The organism is Bradyrhizobium sp. AUGA SZCCT0431, from assembly GCF_018131065.1.
In the GTDB taxonomy this organism is placed as follows: Bacteria; Pseudomonadota; Alphaproteobacteria; order Rhizobiales; family Xanthobacteraceae; genus Bradyrhizobium.
Window position 1 is genome coordinate 93,883 of the sequence record NZ_JAFCLR010000014.1, and the last position, 18,255, is coordinate 112,137.

The 18,255-nt window shown below is 64.7% G+C and carries 20 protein-coding genes; 8 read left to right on the forward strand and 12 right to left on the reverse strand.

Annotation, left to right across the window (positions count from 1 at the left end; translation table 11 throughout):
- Positions 1-78 precede the first annotated feature (78 nt).
- From uvrB to JQ567_RS15855, 5 genes are all read right to left on the reverse strand, one after another.
- Positions 79-3,204: an excinuclease ABC subunit UvrB gene (gene uvrB / locus JQ567_RS15835; RefSeq protein WP_212439685.1), complete on the reverse strand. Its 3,126-nt coding sequence runs from the start codon at positions 3,202-3,204 to the stop codon at positions 79-81.
- 98 nt (positions 3,205-3,302) lie between these two features.
- Positions 3,303-3,527, reverse strand: coding sequence for a hypothetical protein (locus JQ567_RS15840; protein WP_212439782.1), 225 nt, complete (start codon positions 3,525-3,527; stop codon positions 3,303-3,305).
- Between the two features lie 14 nt (positions 3,528-3,541).
- Positions 3,542-3,850, reverse strand: coding sequence for a hypothetical protein (locus JQ567_RS15845; protein ID WP_312017410.1), 309 nt, complete (start codon positions 3,848-3,850; stop codon positions 3,542-3,544).
- A gap of 35 nt (positions 3,851-3,885) precedes the next feature.
- The gene (locus tag JQ567_RS15850) at positions 3,886-5,103 is read right to left on the reverse strand and encodes an NAD(P)-binding domain-containing protein (protein ID WP_212439686.1); all 1,218 of its coding nucleotides are present in this window, start codon (positions 5,101-5,103) and stop codon (positions 3,886-3,888) included.
- Positions 5,093-5,998: a LysR substrate-binding domain-containing protein gene (locus JQ567_RS15855; protein ID WP_212439687.1), complete on the reverse strand. Its 906-nt coding sequence runs from the start codon at positions 5,996-5,998 to the stop codon at positions 5,093-5,095. The genes JQ567_RS15850 and JQ567_RS15855 overlap by 11 nt, the downstream gene beginning before the upstream one ends.
- A gap of 90 nt (positions 5,999-6,088) precedes the next feature.
- Here JQ567_RS15855 and JQ567_RS15860 point away from each other — a divergent pair, with 90 nt between their 5' ends.
- The 4 genes from JQ567_RS15860 (at position 6,089) to JQ567_RS15875 (ending at position 8,848) form a co-directional block, all read left to right on the forward strand.
- Entirely contained in the window at positions 6,089-6,850 is a 762-nt protein-coding gene (locus tag JQ567_RS15860) for a sulfite exporter TauE/SafE family protein (protein ID WP_212439688.1), read from the forward strand.
- Positions 6,851-6,882: 32 nt separating this feature from the next.
- The gene (locus JQ567_RS15865) at positions 6,883-7,119 is read left to right on the forward strand and encodes a hypothetical protein (protein ID WP_212439689.1); all 237 of its coding nucleotides are present in this window, start codon (positions 6,883-6,885) and stop codon (positions 7,117-7,119) included.
- A 141-nt stretch (positions 7,120-7,260) separates the two neighbouring features.
- Positions 7,261-7,968, forward strand: coding sequence for a glutathione binding-like protein (locus JQ567_RS15870; protein WP_212439690.1), 708 nt, complete (start codon positions 7,261-7,263; stop codon positions 7,966-7,968).
- A 184-nt stretch (positions 7,969-8,152) separates the two neighbouring features.
- A complete protein-coding gene (locus JQ567_RS15875; protein WP_212439691.1) occupies positions 8,153-8,848 on the forward strand; it encodes a glutathione S-transferase family protein in 696 nt (231 codons plus the stop codon).
- A 21-nt stretch (positions 8,849-8,869) separates the two neighbouring features.
- Here the strand turns inward: JQ567_RS15875 and JQ567_RS15880 are convergent, their stop codons facing one another.
- The gene (locus JQ567_RS15880; RefSeq protein ID WP_212439692.1) at positions 8,870-9,661 is read right to left on the reverse strand and encodes a crotonase/enoyl-CoA hydratase family protein; all 792 of its coding nucleotides are present in this window, start codon (positions 9,659-9,661) and stop codon (positions 8,870-8,872) included.
- An 85-nt stretch (positions 9,662-9,746) separates the two neighbouring features.
- Here JQ567_RS15880 and JQ567_RS15885 point away from each other — a divergent pair, with 85 nt between their 5' ends.
- The gene (locus JQ567_RS15885; RefSeq protein WP_212439693.1) at positions 9,747-10,352 is read left to right on the forward strand and encodes a TetR/AcrR family transcriptional regulator; all 606 of its coding nucleotides are present in this window, start codon (positions 9,747-9,749) and stop codon (positions 10,350-10,352) included.
- An 89-nt stretch (positions 10,353-10,441) separates the two neighbouring features.
- On the opposite strand, the gene JQ567_RS15890 is transcribed toward JQ567_RS15885, so the two are convergent.
- On the reverse strand, positions 10,442-11,128 hold the full coding sequence (locus JQ567_RS15890) for an HAD family phosphatase (protein WP_212439777.1): 687 nt from the start codon (positions 11,126-11,128) through the stop codon (positions 10,442-10,444).
- Positions 11,125-11,328: a cysteine-rich CWC family protein gene (locus JQ567_RS38170; RefSeq protein WP_249165489.1), complete on the reverse strand. Its 204-nt coding sequence runs from the start codon at positions 11,326-11,328 to the stop codon at positions 11,125-11,127. Before JQ567_RS38170 ends, JQ567_RS15890 begins: the two co-directional genes overlap by 4 nt.
- A 100-nt stretch (positions 11,329-11,428) precedes the next feature.
- Between JQ567_RS38170 and JQ567_RS15895 the strand changes: the two genes are divergently transcribed.
- Positions 11,429-13,000, forward strand: coding sequence for a DUF1800 family protein (locus JQ567_RS15895; protein ID WP_212439694.1), 1,572 nt, complete (start codon positions 11,429-11,431; stop codon positions 12,998-13,000).
- A 5-nt stretch (positions 13,001-13,005) separates the two neighbouring features.
- Complete coding sequence (locus JQ567_RS15900; RefSeq protein ID WP_212439695.1) at positions 13,006-14,253, forward strand: DUF1501 domain-containing protein; 1,248 nt, start codon at positions 13,006-13,008, stop codon at positions 14,251-14,253.
- Between the two features lie 177 nt (positions 14,254-14,430).
- On the opposite strand, the gene JQ567_RS15905 is transcribed toward JQ567_RS15900, so the two are convergent.
- From JQ567_RS15905 to JQ567_RS15915, 3 genes are all read right to left on the reverse strand, one after another.
- Complete coding sequence (locus JQ567_RS15905; protein ID WP_212439696.1) at positions 14,431-15,372, reverse strand: aldo/keto reductase; 942 nt, start codon at positions 15,370-15,372, stop codon at positions 14,431-14,433.
- A 286-nt stretch (positions 15,373-15,658) separates the two neighbouring features.
- Positions 15,659-16,120: a GNAT family N-acetyltransferase gene (locus tag JQ567_RS15910; RefSeq protein ID WP_212439697.1), complete on the reverse strand. Its 462-nt coding sequence runs from the start codon at positions 16,118-16,120 to the stop codon at positions 15,659-15,661.
- 116 nt (positions 16,121-16,236) lie between these two features.
- Complete coding sequence (locus JQ567_RS15915; protein ID WP_212439698.1) at positions 16,237-17,052, reverse strand: PAS-domain containing protein; 816 nt, start codon at positions 17,050-17,052, stop codon at positions 16,237-16,239.
- Between the two features lie 244 nt (positions 17,053-17,296).
- Between JQ567_RS15915 and JQ567_RS15920 the strand changes: the two genes are divergently transcribed.
- Positions 17,297-17,650, forward strand: a complete 354-nt coding sequence (locus JQ567_RS15920) for a DMT family protein (protein ID WP_212439699.1) — start codon at positions 17,297-17,299, stop codon at positions 17,648-17,650.
- Between the two features lie 75 nt (positions 17,651-17,725).
- Here JQ567_RS15920 and JQ567_RS15925 read toward each other — a convergent pair whose 3' ends face one another.
- Positions 17,726-18,151 carry a hypothetical protein gene (locus JQ567_RS15925; protein WP_212439700.1) on the reverse strand — a complete coding sequence of 142 codons (426 nt, stop codon included), beginning with the start codon at positions 18,149-18,151 and terminating at the stop codon, positions 17,726-17,728.
- Positions 18,152-18,255: the final 104 nt, after the last annotated feature.

The following is an 18,255-nucleotide window of genomic DNA, read 5'->3' on the forward strand; positions in this document are numbered from 1 at the left end:
CGGAGGGATGGATTGCTTCGCTTCGCTCGCAATGACGGCTCTTTGCCGTCAACTTGTTCACGTTTGCGCGGTCAAGAGCTACCGCTTCTTCCATCCACCCCGATGCCCCGGTGCACCGCCACTGGAACGCGGTGCTGGCCCGAACTCGGGGCCGGATTGGCGCGAGTCGGTGGGCTGGAAGATTTTGGTGCTGCCGCCGATGTCGGGCTTGCGCGGCTTCGCGCCGCTGGGGCGGTAGGGCAGGGATTCCGGGCCGTGCATTTCGTCGAGGTGGGGTTTGTGGACTTTGGAGATACTGCCCGTGCCGACAGATTTCACCCCACCCCGCGCTGCGCGCGACCCTCCCCCTCCAGGGGAGGGTGAAGAGAAGCCGCCGCGCTTCTTTGAAGCGCTCGCGGGCAAATTCGCCGCGTCGCCGTATTTCCTCGTGCCCGCATAGGCACCGGCCTTCGCCGCTACACCGCGCTGCTTGATGGTGGGGTCGTCGACAACAGCGAGTTCTGTCGCGCGCAGGCGTTTGACTTCGTCGCGGAGTCTGGCGGCTTCCTCGAAATTCAGGTCGGCGGCGGCTTCGCGCATGCGGGTTTCGAGATCGTTGAGCACGGTCTCGAAATTGTGGCCGATGCTGATGACGTCGTCGGCCATGCCGCCGTCGCCGATTTCCACCAGCACATGGTCGCGCTCGTAGACGCTGTTCATGATGTCGCCGATGGATTTCTTGATGCTTTCGGGCGTGATGCCGTTGGCGGTGTTGTATTCGACCTGCTTCTCGCGGCGGCGGTCGGTTTCGGCGATGGCGCGCTCCATCGAGCCGGTCATCTGGTCGGCATAGAGGATCACCTTGCCGTCGACGTTGCGCGCGGCGCGGCCGATGGTCTGGATCAGCGAGGTCTCGCTGCGCAAAAAGCCTTCCTTGTCGGCGTCGAGGATCGCGACCAGCGCGCATTCGGGAATGTCGAGGCCCTCGCGCAGCAGATTGATGCCGACCAGCGCGTCGAACGCGCCGAGCCGCAAGTCGCGGATGATCTCGATACGCTCGATGGTGTCGATATCAGAGTGCATGTAGCGCACGCGAATGCCCTGCTCGTGCAGATATTCGGTGAGGTCTTCCGCCATGCGCTTTGTCAGCACCGTGATCAGCGAGCGATAACCGGCCTGCGCGGTGGCGCGGACTTCGCCGACGAGGTCGTCGACCTGCGTGCGCGCGGGGCGGATGTTGACCGGCGGATCGATCAGGCCGGTGGGTCGGATCACCTGTTCGACGAACACGCCGCCGCTTTCGTTCAGCTCCCAGCCCGACGGCGTCGCCGACACCGCGACCGATTGCGGGCGCATCATGTCCCACTCCTCGAAACGAAGCGGGCGGTTGTCCATGCAGGAGGGCAGCCGAAAACCGTATTCGGCCAGCGTCGCCTTGCGGCGGAAGTCGCCTTTGAACATGGCGCCGATCTGCGGCACTGTGACGTGGCTTTCGTCGGCGAAGACCAGCGCGTTGTCGGGGACGTATTCGAACAGCGTCGGCGGCGGCTCGCCGGGGCGGCGGCCGGTGAGGTAGCGCGAATAGTTCTCGATGCCGGCGCAGCTGCCGGTGGCTTCCATCATTTCGAGATCGAAGGTGGTGCGCTGCTCCAGCCGCTGCGCTTCCAGCAGCCGGCCCTGGTTGTTGAGCTGGTCGAGCCGCAGCTTCAGTTCAGACTTGATAGACTTGATCGCCTGCACCAGCGTCGGCCGCGGCGTCACATAGTGCGAGTTGGCGTAGATCTTGATGAACTCGAGATCGTCCTGCTTGTGGCCGGTGAGCGGATCGAACTCCTCGATATTTTCGACGGTGTCGCCAAACAGGTTCACGCGCCAGGCGCGGTCTTCATAGTGCGCCGGAAAAATGTCGATGACGTCGCCGCGCACGCGAAAGGTGCCGCGGGTGAAATCGGCCTGGGTGCGCTTGTATTGCAGCGCCACGAGGTCGGCGATCAGCTGCCGCTGGTCGATGCGCTCGCCCTTCTTCAGCGCGAAGGTCATCGCGGTGTAGGTCTCGACCGAGCCGATACCGTAGATGCACGACACGGACGCGACGATGATGACGTCGTCGCGCTCCAGCAGCGCGCGCGTCGCCGAGTGGCGCATGCGGTCGATCTGCTCGTTGATCGACGAGTCCTTCTCAATGTAGGTGTCGGTGCGCGGCACATAGGCTTCGGGCTGGTAGTAGTCGTAATAGCTGACGAAATATTCCACCGCGTTGTCGGGGAAGAAGCTCTTGAACTCGCCATAGAGCTGCGCCGCCAGCGTCTTGTTCGGCGCCAGGATGATGGCGGGGCGCTGCGTGGCCTCGATCACCTTGGCCATGGTGTAGGTCTTGCCGGAACCGGTGACGCCGAGCAGCACCTGGGTGCGGTCGTTACGGGTGATGCCCTCGACCAATTCCTTGATCGCGGTCGGCTGGTCGCCCTTCGGCTCGTATTCGGACTTGATCTCGAAGCGCACGCCGCCTTCGGATTTCTCCGGGCGCGGCGGGCGGTGCGGCGTCCAGACCTTCACGCCGCCGCCTTCGCCCTTGAATTCGGGGCGGCCCTCGCGGATCAGGTCTTCCAGCGCATCGGCGGTGGCCTGGACGCCGAGCGCCTCCATCTTGTTGCGCGGCGGCCGTGCCAGCGCGGCGGCGTCTTCCTCTTCGGTGGTGAAGCCGAATTGCTTTGCGAGTTCCGGATCGAGCGTCGGGATGGTCGCCGATGTGCCGTAATTGGCTTGGGGGGCTTCGTCGAGGCCTTGCCGGTCTTCTCCCCTCCTTCCGCGAAGCGGTGGGGAGGGGGCGGGGGTGGGGGGTGTTTCAGCGGACTCCGCTGCAGGTGAGTTTGCCGCGCTACCCCCCACCCCCGACCCCTCCCCACCACGCGCTACGCGCGCGGGGGGAGGGGAGGAAGAAGACGCATCACGCTTCGCCACATCCGCACTGGTTCCGCGCGTCGATGATCGCGCGCGATGCACGGCGGCTTCGCCGCCGGAACGGCGGTCCTTCGAATTGTCCGGCGGCGGCTGCAGGCCGGTGCCCGAGCCCATGCCGGCATCGCCGCGGTTGATCGCAGGATTGAGCAGTTCCGCCAAAGCGGGACCGATCGGCTGAACATCCGGCCGCGAAGCCTTAGAACTCGGGGCTTTGGATTTCGGGGTTTTGCCGGGCTTTTTTGGGGAGTCGGGTTTCTTCGCCATGGGGCGAATATGGGGCCAATCGGCGCGCGAAAAAAGGGCAAAGCCGCTGTTGATTGAACGGCCGATTCAGGCCGTTCCAATGTCAGCAGATGTCAGCGTCAGGCGAAGACGTCGCTGGAATCCGTAACCGTCGCGGCCGGCGAATCCGCCTTGACGATGTCGAGATGGATGCCGCCGCACTTCGTGCAGCGCATGGTCCAGTATTCGGCGCCGGCCTTGCCGGGGATGATGCGCAGCACGGCGAGGGAGGCGCTGCATTGCGGGCAGTTCGACATCACCTGCCTGGAGGATTGCGTCGCCGGTTTGGGTTCGACTTGCGACACCGCAGCCGCCTGTTTCAGACCGACGCCGTCGTGTAGCGTTGCCGGTTCTGGTCGATATGGGCTTTCGCATCCGCGATCGCCGCTTCCGGATCGGACCATGCAAAGCCGACTTCGAGCGTCGGAAACGACAAGCCATCGATGACGACCGGCGCGAGATCGGCTCGTTGTATCCTGGCGTGCCATTGCCCTCTCCCCGCTTCGAACGACTGAATTTCAAAGCCGCCGTAAATCATGGCTGAACTCCCCGGGATCACGATCGCCCCCGCGATCATCCGGGCCTGATCAGACCATGGTTTTTCGACGGCCGATGTGAACCGGTTCACATCTCGGCGTATTTTCCGGATGGAACGGCGGAACTTCAGCGGCGGGCGGCGATGTGATCGGCGAGCACGGCGGCATCGTCGCCGACGCCGGACAGGAAGGCGGAATATAGTTTCGACAGAAACGGCAGGCCGAGGAAGTAGAGCCCCGGCACCTCTGACACGCCACCCCGATGGACCGGTTCGCCGCCGCCATCCCGGACCGGAAGGTCGATCCAGCTGAAATCGACGCCGTAGCCGGTGGCCCAGATTACCGCTTGGATCTCCTCCTTGCCGAGGTCGAGGCGCCGGATCGTCTCGGTGACGCAAGGCGGGTCGGCCAGCACCGTCCGGGCGGAGGGGTCTGCGGGTAGATGGAGGCCGTGTTGTTCGACATGGGCGTCCATCATGTCGAGGAAGCCGGCATAACCGGTATCGGCGTTGGCGAGATTTTCGGCGAGACCGGGGGCAATCTCGAGCACGCCGTCGCGCGCCGCCAAAACCCTTCCCAGCAGCATGATGCCGTCGGCGGCGAATCTACGGAAGTCGATGGTGTAGCCGCCATAGGCGCCCGTGATCGAGGGGTTGACCCGGATCGGCCCGCGCTGCTCCGCCGTCATGTCGAACAGGCGAAGGGCGCCGAACCACCAGGTCAGATCCTTCCCGCGGTAACGGCGCGGCATGCGGGTGTGCTGGCCGACCGAAAGAAAGACGCGGCGGCCGGCGCGATGCAGTTCGTCGGCGATCTGCGCGCCCGACGCGCCTGCGCCAACCACCAGCACGGCGCCCGGCGGCAGCTGGTCGGGATTCCGGTAGCTGTTGGCATGGATCTGAAACACCGGATGATCGCGCAACAGATCCGGCACCAGCGGCTGCTGATAGGGCCCGGTCGCGACCACGACGTTGTTAGCCTCGATGGTGCCTTTAGCGGTCTCGGCGATGAAGCCGTCGCCGCCGCGTTTCAGGCGCGTCACCTCGACGCCGCAGCGGATCGGCGGCGCGACGAAATCCGCAAAGGCATCGATGAATTTGACGATCTCGCCGGATGTGGCGAAGGCGTCCGGATCGCTGTGCGGAAAGGCAAAATCCGGCAGTTGCACCGACCAGTTCGGAAACTGGAATTTCAGCCCGTCCCAGCGTTCGCTGCGCCAGCGTTCGGCGATCCGCGCCCGCTCCAGCACCAGATGCGCGATGCCGCGCTGCTTGAGCCGGTAGCTCATCACGAGCCCGGCCTGGCCGCCGCCGATCACCAGCGTGTCGATGCGTTCAATTGGCATGGCGCGGGCCCTTGCGGCGGGCGGCGGGCTCGGCGGCCGCGCGGATGACCCAGCGCCGGAACGCGACAAAGTCGCGCTGGCCGGTGCGGAATTCGCGATAGACCAGATACCAGCGCATGCCCTTGGGCACGCTCAGCGTAAACGGCGCGACCAGCCGTCCGGCGGCGAGGTCGTCGTCGATATAGGGGCGGATGCCCATCGCGATGCCGAGGCCGTCGACCGCGGCCTGCAGCGCCTGGCCGTAGAATTGAAACTCCGGTCCGCGCGCGCTGACGCGGGCGACGCTTGCCGCCTTCAGCCATGACGGCCAATCGTCGGGCGAATGCGCGACGCGCAGCAGCGTGGGCCCCTTCAGATCGCCGGGGCGCTTGAGCGAGCTGGCAAGGCGGGGCGCGCAGACCGGCAACAGGTCGGCCGCGAACAGCGGCTCGGCGATCAGCCCCGGCCATTCGCCGTCGCCGAGCTGGATGCCGCAGCTCCAGTCTTCGCCGAACGGCGCGGCCGCGCCGCCGGTGGTGATGCGCACGTCGATGTTGGGTTCCTGCTTGTGGAAATCCGCCAGCCGCGGGATCAGCCAGCGCATCGCAAAGGTCGGCCCGACGCCGATGGTCAGCACGCGGACGGTGGAGGGCGCCGTGACCTGCGCGGTCAGGCTCGCCAGCGCGTCGAAGATCGGCGTCAGCCCGCTCTGATAGGCGCGGCCGGCGGCGGTGGTCACGAGGCGGTTGGCCTTGCGCTCGAACAGCGCCACCCCGAGCCGGTCTTCCAAAAGATGCACCATCCGGCTGACCGCCGCCGCCGAAACGTTGAGTTCGTTACCTGCCGCCGCAAAGCTGCCGCTCCGCGCCGCGGCCTCGAACGCCTTGATGCCGTTGAGGAAGAGCAGCCGTCGCATTCGAACCCTCAGGAAAACTGATGCCAGGGCAAGATAACTCAGTTTGCACGCGCCGTCCAAGCGCGGCAAAACAGTAACAAGGAGATTTCGATGACGCCGCTTTTGATCGCAGCACTTGGCTTGTTGATGGTCGCGACAGCTTTCCTGTCGGGCCTGTTCGGCATGGCCGGCGGCATGATCCTGATCGGCGTGCTGCTGGCCCTGATGCCGCTGCCGACGGCGATGGTGCTGCATGCGATCACGCAGATGGCGTCCAATGGCTGGCGCGCCTTCCTGTGGCGCGCGCATATCCGCTGGCGGCCGGTCGCGGTCTATCTGATCGGCTGCGCACTGGCGCTCGGGCTCTGGTCGCTCACCCGCTATGTGCCGGACAAGCCGATCGCGCTGTTGCTGCTCGGGGTCACGCCGTTCATGGCGCGGCTGATGCCGGCGAATTTGAAGCCGGACCCGGACAGCATCTGGCAGGGCAGTTTCTACGGCTTCATCTGCATGGGCCTGATGCTGATGACCGGCGTGTCCGGCCCATTGATGGATACGTTCTTCCTCGGCGGCAAGTTCGACCGCCGCGAGATCGTCGCGACCAAGGCGACCTGCCAGGTCGCGAGCCATCTCGTCAAGCTGGTCTATTTCGGCGGCATCATCGATCAGGCCGCGACGCTCGATCCGGTGCTGGCGCTGGTTGCGATCGCGGCCTCGATGCTCGGCACCACGCTGGCCCGGCGCATTCTGGAAGCGATGAGCGATGCGCAGTTCCGCACCTGGGCGGGACGGCTGATCACGACGGTCGCCAGCTACTACATCCTCTATGGCGGCTGGCTCCTGGTCACGCGCTCCAGCGCGATGGCATTTTGATAGAGACGGCAACTCGAACGAAGGAGGGCCCGATGACCGAGACGACAGACGCACTGGTGCTCGATCTCGTGGAATGGGTAGCGCGCGAGCCGCGGCCTTATGCCGAAGTGATCGAGACCTGGCGTACCTCATGTCCGCGGCTGACGATCTGGGAAGACGCGGTCGATCGCGGCTATGTCGCGCGCCAGCCGGTCGAAGGCCTGGGCGTGCGCGTCGCGATCACCGAATGCGGCAAGAATTTCCTGCGGGAACACGGCCGGGCGAACTGATCGTTTCGCGCGTGTGCGGGAAGTCATCACATTCGCGCGCGCCGGACCAATTCCATTGACTTCACGGCGCGACCCGACCACATTCATGCATCCGCATCCTTTTTGCGATGCGTGCAATTTCCTTAACGCGGGACCGTGCCAATGATCGACCTTCATTACTGGACCACGCCGAACGGCCACAAGATCACGATGTTCCTCGAAGAGACCGGGCTGAAGTACAAGATTTTCCCGGTGCAGATCGGCAAGGGCGAACAGTTCAAGCCGGAGTTTCTGGCGATCGCGCCGAACAACCGGATTCCCGCGATGGTCGATCATGAGCCGAAGGGCGGCGGCAAGCCGATCTCGGTGTTCGAGTCGGGCGCGATGCTGCTGTATCTGGCGGAGAAGACCGGCAAGTTCCTGCCATCAGACCTCTATGGCCGCTATGATGCGATTCAGTGGACGTTCTGGCAGATGGGCGGGCTCGGGCCGATGGCCGGGCAGAACCACCATTTCCGCAACTACGCCCAGGAAAAAATCAAATACGCCATCGACCGCTATGTGAACGAGACCAACCGGCTCTACGGCGTGCTCAACAAGCGCCTCGCCGATCGCGAATTCATCGCCGGCGATTACTCGATCGCTGACATGGCGAGCTATCCCTGGATCGTGCCCTACAAGAACCAGGAACAGAACATCGACGATTTCCCGCATCTGAAGCGCTGGCTGGAAACCATCCGCGCGCGGCCCGCGACCGAGCGCGCCTACGCGCTGGCCAAAGAGGTCAATCCGAATTTCGGCCAACCGGTCAACCGCACCGAGGAAGAGCGCCGGGTGCTGTTCGGCCAGACCGCGGCAGTGGTAAGGTAGGCTCCGCTGTCATCATCCGCGAAAGCGGATGATCGAGTAACACAAGGCGGCCGTGGTTCACACGACCGCCGCGGCGTACTGGATGCCCCGCCTGCGCGGGGCATGACAAGAAGAGCGAGCGCACGCTTGCGCTCCTCGCAATGACGGCTAGTCTGACGGCTGACATCGCACAGGTTCGGCCCGCATGACCCTCAAACTCTTCGAACTCGTCGGCACCGACGCCGCGCGCCCCTTCAGTCCGTACTGCTGGCGGACGCGGATGGCGCTGGCGCATAAGGGGCTTTCCGCGCAAACCATCCCGTGGTGTTTTACGGAAAAGGACGCGATCGCGCCGCACGGATCCGAAAGGGTGCCGGTGCTGCTCGACGGCGACACGTCTGTCGTCGATTCCTGGACGATCGCGAATTATCTCGAAGACAAATATCCGGACCGGCCGTCGCTGTTCGGCGGCGAGGGCGGCCGCGCGATGGCGCGCATGCTGAACTGGTGGGGCGATGTTACCGTGATCGGCGGCTTGTCTCCGATGATCGTCGCCGACATCCCCTTGAACCTGAAGCCGGTGGACGCCGCCTATTTCCGCAAGTCACGGGAAGTGCGCTTCGGCAAGCCGCTGGAAGAGGTGGTGGCGGACCGCGACGAGACAGTCGAGGGCTTTCGCAGATCGCTCGACCCGTTGCGGCTGACCTTGAAGACGCAATCCTATCTCGGCGGCGAGCAGCCGAACTACGCGGATTACATCGTGTTCGGCGGGTTTCAGTGGGCGCGCGTGGTCAGCCCGTTCAAGCTGCTCAGGGAAGACGATCCGGTCTATGCCTGGCGCGAGCGGCTGCTCGACGCGTTCGACGGCATGGCGCGCAAATCGCCGGGATATGCGGTGTAGGTACGCCGTCGAATTCATTTGTCAGTGCCCGCTATAGCTCGGCGGCCGCCGCCCGATCCAGGCGGCCAGGCCTTCGCGGAGGTCGCTGGTCGGCACCATGGCGGCGAACTGCTCGCTCTCGACCTGCAGTCCTTCGCCGATGGCCATGTTCAATCCGCGGGTAACGGCGGTGATGATGCTGGCGACCGCAAGCGGCGAGTGACGCAGGATGCGGCCTGCCAGTTGGCGCGCCGCCGGCAGCAGTTCATCATGCGGCACGATGGCGTTGATGAGCCCGATCTCCAGTGCCCGCGCGGGTGAAAAGGCATCGCCGGTCAACAGCAGCTCCAGCGCGCGCTTGCGGCCGGCCAGCCGCGGCAGGCGCTGGGTTCCGCCGAAGGTCGGCGGCATGCCGAGATTGATTTCCGGTTTTGCAAATTGCGCCCGGTCGCTGGCGATGGCCAGATGCACCGCCTCGGTGATCTCGCATCCGCCGCCGAATGCCAGGCCATTGACCGCGGCGATCACGGGTTTTCGGAACGCTTCAAGACGCGCCGTCATCGCCTGTCCGCGCCGGACAAAGTCGCGTATCGCCGTATTCGGGCCATGCCGAACGGTTCCTGAAAATTCCCTGATGTCGGCGCCTGCCGAGAACGCCCGCTCGCCGGCGCCGGTGAGGATCACGGCGCCAATGCCGGCATCGGTCTCGATCGTGTCGAGCGCGGCCATCAGGCGGTCGATCAGATCGTAGTTCAGCGCATTGAGTTTGTCGGGGCGGTTGAGCGTGATCAGGGCGATCGCGTCTTTGGTTTCGATCAGCACGGCGTCGGACATGATGGTCTCCGCAAATGTCGGTGTCGATCGCACCGTAGGCGCGGCTTCACATTGTGTATATTCACTGGTCGGTATACATAGAGCTATGGCGAAATCGGAAACTCCGACGCGCGAGCGGATCGTGTCGGCGGCAAACGCGCTGTTCTACGCTGACGGTATCCGCGGCGTGAGCGTTGACGCCGTGGCGGCGAAGGCCGGCGTCACCAAGCGGACGCTGTACTATCATTTCAAGAGCAAGGATGACCTCGTGGCGGCCTATCTGGCCGGCCGCGATCAGCCCAATCTCGCGCTGTTCAAGCAATGGTTCGCCGAGGCCGATGGCGGCTTGCCGGTAAAAATCGAACGGATTTTTCGCAATCTCGCCCGCTCGGCCCGGCATCCCAAATGGAAGGGGTGCGGCTTCCTGCGCACCTCGGCGGAGCTGGCCAACATGCCCGGCCATCCCGCGATGAAGATCGGCGCCGCCCACAAGAAGAAGTTCGAGCACTGGCTGCGCGCGACGTTCGAGGCCGCCGGGATCGCCGAAGCATCGCAGCTCGCCCGGCAGATATTGCTGTTGCTGGACGGGTCGTTCGCCGTCGTCCTGCTGCACCGCGATCCCAGTTATATGGAGACCGCAGGTCAAGCCGCGCATGCGCTGACCAAGGCGGCACTGCCGGGGCGGGGGAAATCGCGGGTGCGGCGGGTGTAGTAGCCCGTCATTGCGAGCGAAGCGAAGCAATCCATGCCTCGCCCGCGGCGATATGGATTGCTTCGTCGCTTCGCTCCTCGCAATGACGGTCACAACGGACGCGCAAACCCACCACGCGTTCGCAGCACCTCAAGCACCGCACCGAGATCATCCACCACCGCCGCGCATCGCGCGCGCGACTCGTCCGTCGGCGGCACCATATCCGGCACCATGATCGTGATCGCGCCGGCAGCATGCGCGGATGTCACGCCATGATTGGAATCCTCGACGGCGACGCAGAACTCCGGGTTCAGGCCAAGCCTGGACGCCGCCAGCAGATACAGATCAGGACTCGGCTTGCCGCGCGTGACGTCGTCGCGAGTCAGGATATGGTCGAAACGGCTGCGGATTCCGGCCAGCGTCAAATGCGCATCCGCCGTGCGACGCGACGACGAGGTCACGATTGCCATCGGGCATTCGCTTCCTTGCAGCGCATCGAGCAATTCGACGGCGCCGCGCTTCAGCGGCAGGCCGGCGCTAAGAATTTCGTCGCGCCGTGCGATGAAGGCCTCGTTGATCGCGGGTAGCGGAAAGTCCTCGCCATAGCGCGCATGGAGCATGGCCTCGCAGTCCGGACCGGGCAGGCCGACCATCGCATGGCAAAGCGTCTCGACATCGTCGGTATAACCGAACGCGCCGAGCGCCGAGACCAGGCTGTCGAAGTAAACCCGCTCGGTGTCGAGCAGCGTTCCATCCATGTCGAGCAGAACGGCCCGGATGTCCCATTCGCCGGTCACGTCGCGGCCGCGCTCGAGGCGCGCGCCGCCGCCTTGCGCAGGCAAGCCGGGCACAGGCAATCGCTGCCGTCCAGCGGCATCGGCATCCGGAAAGCTTCCTCGCTGCACCAGCACGGCCCGGACAGGCTGCAGGAGAACTCGGTGCCGCAGCCGGCGCAGGCGAGGCGCCGCGAGGGAGGGTTGTCTGACCGACTTGTCATGAAACGAGGCGTTTTCTAACCGGGTTTTAATTCGGGGTTCATCCCGAAAGGCGTTATGATCGCGCAAATCATATACCGGGGACGTGCTGAGGGAAATCCGATGGCCCGCGATTCGCAAGCCGCATTGGTGGCGCTCAATCGCTTCGGATTCGGCGCGCGCGGCGGCGCATCCGGCGATTTCGTCAACGCGGCATCCGATCCCCGCGGCTTCGTCAGGGCGGAAATGAGCCGGCCCAACGGCGTGCTGCTCGAAGTACCGGGCCTGCAGTCGACTGCGGCGCTCGGCAAGGCGGTATTCGACTATCAATTCGAGATCCAGCAGGCGCGTGACGCGGCTGCCAAATCCGCGCCGTCAGCCGCGACCGAGGGACCGCAACCGCCTGTCGATGCGAAAGGGCAACGGCGAAACCTGTCGCTCAACAGCATTGCCATGGACATGGCGCCGAGGGAGCTGCCGGCGAAGCCGCAGGAAAACGCCAATGCGTCGATGCCGCCTCCCCAGGCGGTATCGCCCGAGACGATGCAGCCCGCCGCGCCAATGCCGCCGCCGCAACCGCTCAACATCATCCAGAAGACGTTTCGCGCCGAAGCGCTGGCGCGGCTGCAGCGGGCCATCATCGCCGATTGCGGGTTCACCGAGCGGCTTGTCGTGTTCTGGTCCAATCATTTTTGCATCTCCGCCAACAAGGGCGGGGTGGCGCGGATGTGGGCGGGCTCGTTCGAGCGCGAAGCGATCCGGCCCTTCGTGCTCGGGCGCTTCGCTGACATGCTGAAGGCGGTCGAGCAGCATCCGGCGATGCTGTTCTTTCTCGACAACCAGCAATCGCTGGGACCGGATTCGCGCGCCGGGAAAAACCGCAACCGCGGCCTGAACGAAAATCTCGCGCGCGAAATCCTGGAACTGCATACGCTCGGCGTCGGCGGCGGCTATTCCCAGGACGACGTGACGTCGCTGGCGCGCATCATCACGGGGTGGACCTATGCCGGACGGCAGGGCCAGCTCGGCGTGCCCGGCACCTTCGTCTTCAACGCCAATGCGCACCAGCCGGGCGCGCAGCGCGTGATGGGCAAGAGCTACGAGGCCGATGGCGTGGCGCAGGGCGAGGCGGTGTTGGCGGATATCGCGCGCCACCCCTCGACTGCAAAATTCATCGCCACCAAATTCGTCCGTCATTTCGTCGCCGACGATCCGCCGCCGGCGCTGGTGGCGCGGCTGGCCGATGTGTTCGGCAAGACCGACGGCGATCTCAAGGCGCTGGCGACGGCGCTGGTTGATTCCGAAGAAGCCTGGAAGGCGCCGCTGACCAAAGTGCGCTCGCCGTATGAATTCCTGGTCGCGTCCGGCCGCTTGCTGGCGCAAATCCCCGGCGACCCCGGCCGCTATCTCAACGGCCTTAACGTGCTGGGTCAGCCATTATGGGCGCCCGCCGGCCCGAACGGTTTTCCCGACAGCAATGCGGCATGGGCCGCGCCTGAAGGCATGAAGTTGCGGCTCGATATATCGGCGCAAATCGCCTCGCGCTTCGCCGACACCATCGATCCGCGCGACCTGCTTGAACTTGTCGCCGCCGACGCGGCGTCGATGGAAACAAGGCGCACGGTCGAGCGCGCGGAATCGCGGCAGCAGGCGCTGGCGCTGCTATTGATGTCGCCGGAATTCCAGAGGAGATGACGCCAATGGAAACGACACCAAGGGAAACGACAACGGATTGCTGCTGCGAAAGCCCGACATCCCCTTCGCGCCGCGCCGTGCTGCTCGGCGGCGCTTCCTTTGCGGCCTGGGCTTATTTGCCGAAATTCGCGCGTGCTGCCGATGGTCGCGATCCACGTCTGGTCGTCGTCATCCTGCGCGGCGCGCTGGACGGCCTTGCGACCGTCGCCCCCATCGGCGATCCCGATTATGCCGGCCTGCATGGCTCGATCGCGCTGACGTCGAGCGGACCCAACGCCGCGCTGATGCTGGATTCGTTCTTCGCGCTGCATCCGGCGATGCCTGAGTTTGCGCGGATGTACCGCGACAAGAAGGCCGCGGTGATTCACGCGGTCGCGACCTCCTATCGCGAGCGCTCGCATTTCGACGGGCAGGACGTGCTCGAAAGCGGCTTTGCCGGTCCGGGCCGGGTGCAGTCGGGCTGGCTCAACCGCGCGCTGGAAAGCTTGCCGAAGGGCGAGCGGGTGACGAGCGCGCTCGGCGTCGGCCCGACCACGCCGCTGGTGCTACGTGGTGCGGCGCCGACCGTCGGCTGGACTCCGGTGGCGCTGCCGCAGGCCGCCGAGGACACCGCGATGCGCCTGATCGAACTCTACCGCCACCGCGATCCCGCATTGGCGGCGGCGTTGACGCAGGGGCTCGCGCTCGACAAGGCGGCGCAAGGCGACGACATGAAGCCGAAGCCGGGCACCAATGGCGCAGGTGCGATGCGGCTGGTGGCGCGCGGCGCCGCCAAGCTGATGGCGGCCGACGACGGCCCGCGGATCGGCGCGCTCGCTTTCGACGGCTGGGATACCCATGCCAATGAAGGCGGACCGGTCGGACGTCTGGCGCAGCTGCTGTCGGGCCTCGACGGCGCGCTCGCGGAATTCGAAAGCGGGCTGGGGTCACGCTGGCGCGACACGGTCGTGGTCGTCGTCACCGAATTTGGCCGCACCGCGCGCATCAACGGCACCGCAGGCACCGACCACGGCACCGGCACCGTGGCGCTGCTCGCCGGCGGCGCGGTGAAGGGCGGCCGGGTGATCTCGGACTGGCCCGGCCTGAAGGTAGCCAATCTCTATCAGGCCCGCGACCTCGCCCCGACCACGGACCTCCGCGCCATCATGAAAGGCGTGCTGCAGGACCAATTTGGTCTCGCCGAGCGCGTGCTGGCGGAGACGGTGTTCCCGGACAGCGCATCGGTGAAGCCGATGAAGGGGCTGGTGGGGTGATTGTGTCGTCCCGGCCTTGAGCATCTAGCACTCGTCGTCCCGGCCTTGAGCCGGGACCCATACGCCGCGGCCCGCGTTGTTGGAAAAGGAAGACAACGTCCAGTGCGCAAAACAATTACTGCCGGTGGTTATGGGTCCCGGCTCAAGGCCGGGACGACATCGTGGATATTTCGGGGCTTACCCCTTCGTAATCGCATCGATCTCCGCCAGTTCCTGCGGGCTCAGCGTCCAGCTGATCGCTTTCACGTTCTGCTCGACCTGTTCGACGCGGGTGGCGCCGGCGATGACGCTGGAGACTTGCGGGTGCGAGGCGAGCCAGGAGAAGGCGAGCTCGAGCATGGTGTGGCCGCTCTTGTCGGCGAAGGCCTGCAGCTTCTCGACGATGTCTTCATTACGCGGCGTGACGTAACGCTCCTTGAGCGCAGGGGCTTTTGCAAAACGCGTATCGTCGGGCGCGGCGGCGCCGCGCTTGTATTTGCCGGTGAGCAGGCCGCTTGCCAGCGGGAAGAATGGCAGCAGGCCGAGCTTGTACTCCTGGGCTGCGGGCAGCAGATCCTTTTCGATGTCGCGCACCACGAGGCTGTATTCGTCCTGGCAGGAGACGAAGCGGTTGACGTTCATCTGCCGCGCGACCAGTTCGGCTTCTGCAATGCGCCAGGCCGGAAAATTCGAATTGCCGATGTAGCGGACCTTGCCCTGGCGGACGAGATCGTCGAGCGCGCGCATGGTCTCCTCGATCGGCGTCAAGGGATCGTAATCGTGCTGCTGGTAGAGATCGATGTAGTCGGTCTTCAGCCGTGTCAGGCTGGCCTCGACCGCGGACATGATGTAGCGGCGCGAAGCGCCCTGCTTGGTGCCGTCCGTGCTCATCGGCTTGGAATATTTCGTCGCCAGCACGATGTCCTTGCGGCGGTCGCCGAGCACGGTGCCGAGCACGGTCTCGGAGCCGCCCATCCCCGCATAGATGTCGGCGGTGTCGAACAGGGTGATGCCAAGGTCGATCGCCTTGTGGATCACCTTGCGCGAGGTTTCGAGGTCGGTGCGCTGGCCGAAATTGTTGCAGCCGAGGCCGACGGCGGAAACGCGCAGGCCGGAGCCGCCGAGATTGCGAATTTGCATGGGAGATCCTGTGGGGTGGGCGAGGAGGCCGCATTGTGGCCTGCGCACCCCTGAGCCCGCAAGATGCGGTCTGACCGCGCACGGCATGCCTGAGCGGCAGTTCCGGCGTAGCTCGGCGTCAAGGGTATGAAAGTGCTGCGAAAAAGATGCGGCCCCGGTCAGACGCGGCGACTGACGGGGGCCGCTGGGGGCGCGTGATCCGAGACGGGGGGCCTGATCAAACGCAGTCGCAACCTAACCGGGCTTTGTTACGCCCCGGTGACATCTGGATTTATCCACAGGCTGTTCAGAACACCTTGCGATAGACGACAATCCCGGTCTTCTCCGCCACCTTGTCGTAAAGCTGCATCGCGGTGTGATTTGTGTTGTAGGTGAACCAGTACACGCGCGGCGATCCGGCGAGCCTGGCCTGTTGGTAGACGCCGTTGATCAGCGCGCGGCCGACACCCTTGCCGCGCGCGGCTTCGCTGGTGAACAGATCCTGCATGTAGAACGTCGGCTCGATCGCGGTGGTTGAGCGGTGAAGCAGATAATGCGCCAGCCCGAGCAGTTCGCCGTCGCGTTCGGCCACCAAGGCGTGCACCGGCTCGTAGGCATCGAAGAAGCGCGCCCACGTCATCGCGGTGATGGCGGGATCGAGCGCGGTCGGTCCCGTCCGCTCGTAGAACGCGTTGTAGCCGTCCCACAAAGGCAGCCATTTTGCGTAGTCCTGTCTTGTGACAAAACGAATCGTTACATCGCCGGGCATGTTTGATTCCGTATTCGGGAAGGGAGCGGCGTCGTCGACGCGCTGGCTGATAGCGCCAGCCTACAGGCGGCACGGCAACGGATCAATCGGGCGGAGGCTTTGCCGCGTCGCTGCTGCTATTCGGCGGCGCGCAGGTGCCGCGCCAGGCTGCGTTCGCCGCCGCCGCGCAGCGAGCGGTAGTAGTCGGCATTGCCGATGTCGTCGGTATGGCGGACGAGGTCGGTGACCGGCGTATAGCTCAGCATGCGCCCGCCATCGGGCAGCGCCGTGCAGGAAAAGCGCAGCACCTGTCCGTCAGCCATCTTGATGTTGATCGGCGTCGAATCGCCGGCCCGCATCATCTCGGTGCGCTGCGCGATGAAGAGGCTCAATTCGTCTTCCGGCAGTTCGTAGGCGCCGGTGTCGCGGCCGTGATACATCAGCGCGATGAACGGCGGCTTGGCGTCGGCCTGCTCGTCGGACAGCGAAAAATAGTCGCGAAAGGCGCGGTTGATGAATTCGGCGCGGGTGTCGGAATCGAGCAGCACGATGCCGATATCGACCTGGTCGAGCGCGGCCGACAGCCGCATCGCGGTGGCATGGTGCTTCTGCTCCCAGGCGAAGGCGTCGATCCATTTCTGCCGCAGCAGCCCGGTGATCACAGCGGTTCCGACCGCGGTCGCCGCCAGCAGCAGCATGCGCATCAGGTCGGAGGCGTCATAGCCCGGCACGGCGCGATGATTGAGGAAGAACAGCGCCGAGGACACGACGGCAATCGCGGCGCTGGTCAGGCCGGAGGCGAGCCCGCTGATGGAACTGGCTAATGCCACGATGCAGACGAACAGCGGTGCGGGGTTCGGGACAGCAATGACATAGCGGTCGACAAGGAAGGCGGCGAGCGCCGTCGCTGTCGTCAGAGCCGGACCGGAGATGGCGCGCCAGTCGAACTGCATGCCGGTTCTCGCTGCCTCCCAAGGCGTTGATCGAGCGGCCGTTTGAGGCCGTTCCCGTTGCGTCGAGAATAAGGCACGCAGTGTGACGGATGTTTCGTTTTGCGGCGGGTTTTCTTTTTTTGTCATTAAGACAGGGTTGACTGCCTGCGCAAAGCTTTCGCGTTTTTGAATTCAAATGCTATGCGAAACTGCTGGAACCGGGCTCCGTGCCCGCTTGTTGGCGCACGAAATTCAAGAGGACATGATGCCGACCGTCTCCCCGCAGATCCTGCCGATATTGATGCTGTTCGCCTCCAACGTCTTCATGACCTTTGCCTGGTACGGCCATCTCAAATTCAAGCAAAGCCCGCTGGTGCTGATCATTCTGGCGAGTTGGGGGATCGCGTTCTTCGAATACTGGCTGGCGGTGCCGGCCAACCGCTGGGGCAGCGCGGTCTATTCGGCAGCCCAGCTCAAGACCATGCAGGAAGTGATCACGCTGATCGTGTTCGCGGCATTCTCGACGCTGTATCTGAAGGAGCCGCTGGCCTGGAATCACGCTCTGGGTTTTCTCTTGATTGCCGGCGGGGCGTTTTTGATTTTCCACAAATGGGGGTAACTCTCAAAGACCGGTGATCGAGCGGTAATGATCGAGCAGGCTCTTGCCGGAATCATAGATGATGTTGGCGATGCGCTAATCGTCGTCCGGGCCGACGACGTGAACCAGGATCCGGTGCGGCTGGCCGCGATGCTCGATCTCGACGCGGATGGTGGCCGGCCCCATCTCGTCGCCGGAATGGTGCTCGACCTTGCCGACCTTGATCTCGGCGCCCGGCAACACGCCCCAGCCGAAGAAGGCGTTGAGCAGCGGGCCCATCGTCTGGTTCTTCGGATATTGCCGCGGCGCCTGCATCAACCGGCGCATGCCGGGCGAGAACAGCGCGTAGAAGTCGTCGTTGCCAAGCGGGGTTTTGGCGGCGTGCAGGCGCGCCTGCTTGTAATAGGTAGTTTCGACGAATTCCCTGACGCTGAGGCCGCCGCACTCGGCGCGGCCGGGCCGCGTGGCGGCGAGCAGTGTCAGGGCTCCGGACAGGGCGAAAACAAACTGGCGCCGGTTCATGCGTTGCGTGTCCGAAAACGGTTGGACCTTGCCTTTGGTCGCAGCTTCCCGTTCACGCGTTCATCTGCGTTGGGCGTCTAGAGCGTTTTCCAGCGAAGTGGACA

Bases quoted from the DNA above. Each gene is read 5' to 3' on its own strand.
- uvrB (WP_212439685.1), bottom strand. From the start codon at position 3,204: ATGGCGAAGAAACCCGACTCCCCAAAAAAGCCCGGCAAAACCCCGAAA.
- JQ567_RS15850 (WP_212439686.1), bottom strand. From the start codon at position 5,103: ATGCCAATTGAACGCATCGACACGCTGGTGATCGGCGGCGGCCAGGCC.
- JQ567_RS15855 (WP_212439687.1), bottom strand. From the start codon at position 5,998: ATGCGACGGCTGCTCTTCCTCAACGGCATCAAGGCGTTCGAGGCCGCG.
- JQ567_RS15860 (WP_212439688.1), top strand. From the start codon at position 6,089: ATGACGCCGCTTTTGATCGCAGCACTTGGCTTGTTGATGGTCGCGACA.
- JQ567_RS15865 (WP_212439689.1), top strand. From the start codon at position 6,883: ATGACCGAGACGACAGACGCACTGGTGCTCGATCTCGTGGAATGGGTA.
- JQ567_RS15870 (WP_212439690.1), top strand. From the start codon at position 7,261: ATGATCGACCTTCATTACTGGACCACGCCGAACGGCCACAAGATCACG.
- JQ567_RS15875 (WP_212439691.1), top strand. From the start codon at position 8,153: ATGACCCTCAAACTCTTCGAACTCGTCGGCACCGACGCCGCGCGCCCC.
- JQ567_RS15880 (WP_212439692.1), bottom strand. From the start codon at position 9,661: ATGTCCGACGCCGTGCTGATCGAAACCAAAGACGCGATCGCCCTGATC.
- JQ567_RS15885 (WP_212439693.1), top strand. From the start codon at position 9,747: ATGGCGAAATCGGAAACTCCGACGCGCGAGCGGATCGTGTCGGCGGCA.
- JQ567_RS38170 (WP_249165489.1), bottom strand. From the start codon at position 11,328: ATGACAAGTCGGTCAGACAACCCTCCCTCGCGGCGCCTCGCCTGCGCC.
- JQ567_RS15895 (WP_212439694.1), top strand. From the start codon at position 11,429: ATGGCCCGCGATTCGCAAGCCGCATTGGTGGCGCTCAATCGCTTCGGA.
- JQ567_RS15900 (WP_212439695.1), top strand. From the start codon at position 13,006: ATGGAAACGACACCAAGGGAAACGACAACGGATTGCTGCTGCGAAAGC.
- JQ567_RS15905 (WP_212439696.1), bottom strand. From the start codon at position 15,372: ATGCAAATTCGCAATCTCGGCGGCTCCGGCCTGCGCGTTTCCGCCGTC.
- JQ567_RS15910 (WP_212439697.1), bottom strand. From the start codon at position 16,120: ATGCCCGGCGATGTAACGATTCGTTTTGTCACAAGACAGGACTACGCA.
- JQ567_RS15915 (WP_212439698.1), bottom strand. From the start codon at position 17,052: ATGCAGTTCGACTGGCGCGCCATCTCCGGTCCGGCTCTGACGACAGCG.
- JQ567_RS15920 (WP_212439699.1), top strand. From the start codon at position 17,297: ATGCCGACCGTCTCCCCGCAGATCCTGCCGATATTGATGCTGTTCGCC.
- JQ567_RS15925 (WP_212439700.1), bottom strand. From the start codon at position 18,151: ATGAACCGGCGCCAGTTTGTTTTCGCCCTGTCCGGAGCCCTGACACTG.